This is a genomic window from Streptomyces sp. NRRL B-24572 (genome assembly GCF_002156145.1).
Classification (GTDB): Bacteria; Actinomycetota; Actinomycetes; order Streptomycetales; family Streptomycetaceae; genus Streptomyces; species Streptomyces vietnamensis.
Genome location: NZ_MWIG01000746.1, coordinates 1 through 2,128, shown reverse-complemented (window position 1 = coordinate 2,128; position 2,128 = coordinate 1). Strand labels below are relative to the sequence as shown.

The window sequence follows — 2,128 nt, the reverse complement described above, 5'->3', positions numbered from 1 at the left end:
CGAGGACGTAGCGCCAGCGGGCGAGGGCCTTGGCCCGGTTCTCGGGGTGGGTGGTGACGTCGTAGGCGCTGGGGGCCTTGAGGAGGGAGGCGAGGTACGCGCCTTCGGCGGTGTCGAGGCGGTCGACGTCCTTGCCGTAGTAGGCGCGGGCGGCGGCCTGGATCCCGTACGCGTTGCGGCCGAAGTAGCTGGTGTTCAGGTAGCCCTGGAGGATCTCCTCCTTGCTCTTCTCGCGGCCCAGTTTGAGCGCGATGAAGAACTCCTTGGCCTTGCGGGTGAGGGTCTGTTCCTGGCCCAGGTAGTAGTTCTTGACGTACTGCNNCGGTGTTCCAGGCGGCGCGGACCATGGCCTTGGGGTCGACGGCGCGCGAGGTCTGGAAGTCGCGTTCCTCGGCGGCGAGGACGGCGCGGCGGACGGGGAGCGGGACCTGGCCGAGGGGGACGTTCTCGCGGTTGACCTCGCCGTCGCGGGCGAGGGGGGTGCCGTCCCGGTAGAGGTAGACGTTGGACTGGGCGACGGCGGCGGCGTTGGCGGGCGGGATCTCCACCAGGAGGTAGCCGGCGACGAAGGCGCCGGCGAGCAGGAGCGCGCCGAGGAGGAGGAGCCCGAGGAGGGTGCGGAGGACGCGGCGGGGGCGGCTTCGCGGTCGGTCGTCGGGTGGTCCGTCGTCGGGGTGTGGTGCGGGGAGGGTGGGGTCCCTCGGCTCCCAGTTCGTATCCGAGCTCGTACCACTCGTACCAGAGGAAGGGGACATGGCATCACATACTGCATGCAATGGGTGGAAACTCCCCGGAAATCTCCCAACCGACCCGAAGGTGGCGCGAAAACCGCTCGCGGCGCGCCGGACGAAGCCACTAGGGTCGTGCGCTTCGCCGTCGTACGTACCGGAAAGGGCCCTTCATGCTGCGGCTGTACGCGACGGTGGCCGCGGGCGGTTTCCGGCGCTTCGCGACCTACCGGGTGGCCACGGCCGCGGGCGTCTTCACCAACAGCGTCTTCGGCTTCGTGCTCTCGTACACGTACATCGCCCTCTGGGACGAACGGCCGCGGCTCGGCGGCTACTCCATGGACGACGCCCTCGCCTACGTGTGGATCGGGCAGGCGCTGATCACGGTCTGCGGGCTGATGGGCGGCGGCTTCGAGGACGAGCTGATCGAGCGGATCAGGACCGGTGACATCGCCGTCGACCTCTACCGTCCCGCCGACCTCCAGGCCTGGTGGTTCTCGGCCAACGCCGGCCGCTCCGCGTACCAGCTGCTCGGCCGAGGGGTCGCCCCGATGGCGCTCGGCGCGCTGGTCTTCGACTTCACCCTGCCGTCGGGGCCGGGCAGGTGGCTCGCGTTCCTGCTGGCGGTGGCGCTGGGCTCGGTGGTCGGCTTCGCGCTCTGGTACCTGGTGGCGATGAGCGCGTTCTGGCTGCTGGACGGCCAGGGGGTGGTGCAGGTGGCCTGGCTGGGCGGCCTGTTCTTCTCCGGGATGCTGCTCCCGCTGAACGTCTTCCCCGGCGCGCTCGGGGAGCTCGCGCGGATGCTGCCGTGGGCGTCGCTGCTGCAGGTGCCGGCCGATGTGTACCTGGGGAGGTACGGGACGGGCCGGGCGCTCGCGGGGGCGTACGCCTTCCAGGGCTGTTGGGCGCTGGTCCTGCTCGGGGCGGGCCGGGTGGCGCAGGCGGCGGCGACGCGGAAGGTGGTGGTGCAGGGTGGCTAGGCCGCCGGCCGATTCGTGGCGCACGTACCGGATGGTGGCGGGCATGTGGATCCGTTCCACGATGACGTACCGCTCGTCCTTCGCCCTGACCCTCGTCACCAGCTTCTGCGTCACGTTCTTCGACTTCGTCGTGATCCTTCTGATGTTCGGTCAGGTGCGGGGGCTCGGCGGTTTCTCGTTCGCGGAGGTGGCCCTGCTGTACGGGACGGCGGGCACGTCGTTCGGGATCGCGGACCTGACGATGGGCTCGCTGCAGCGGATGGGGAAGCGGGTGAGGGACGGTTCGCTCGACACGTTCCTGATGCGTCCGGCGCCGCTGCTCGCGCAGGTGGCGGCGGACAAGTTCGCGCTGCGGAGGTTCGGGAGGGTGGCGCAGGGCCTGCTGGTCCTGGTCTGGGGCCTGCTCCTGCTCGACGTGGA

Annotated in this window: 2 protein-coding genes and 1 pseudogene; 2 read left to right on the top strand and 1 reads right to left on the bottom strand. The window is 70.4% G+C overall.

Annotated elements, in window-relative coordinates:
* Positions 1-755: pseudogene (locus tag CCN56_RS35020) on the bottom strand (transglycosylase domain-containing protein); the annotation flags it as partial.
* 149 nt (positions 756-904) lie between these two features.
* On the opposite strand from CCN56_RS35020, the gene CCN56_RS35015 reads away from it, so the two are divergent.
* On the top strand, positions 905-1,708 hold the full coding sequence (locus CCN56_RS35015) for an ABC-2 family transporter protein (protein ID WP_179200095.1): 804 nt from the start codon (positions 905-907) through the stop codon (positions 1,706-1,708).
* A 43-nt stretch (positions 1,709-1,751) separates the two neighbouring features.
* The coding region (locus CCN56_RS35010; protein ID WP_373412938.1) for an ABC-2 family transporter protein at positions 1,752-2,128 on the top strand (377 nt) is incomplete at its 3' end.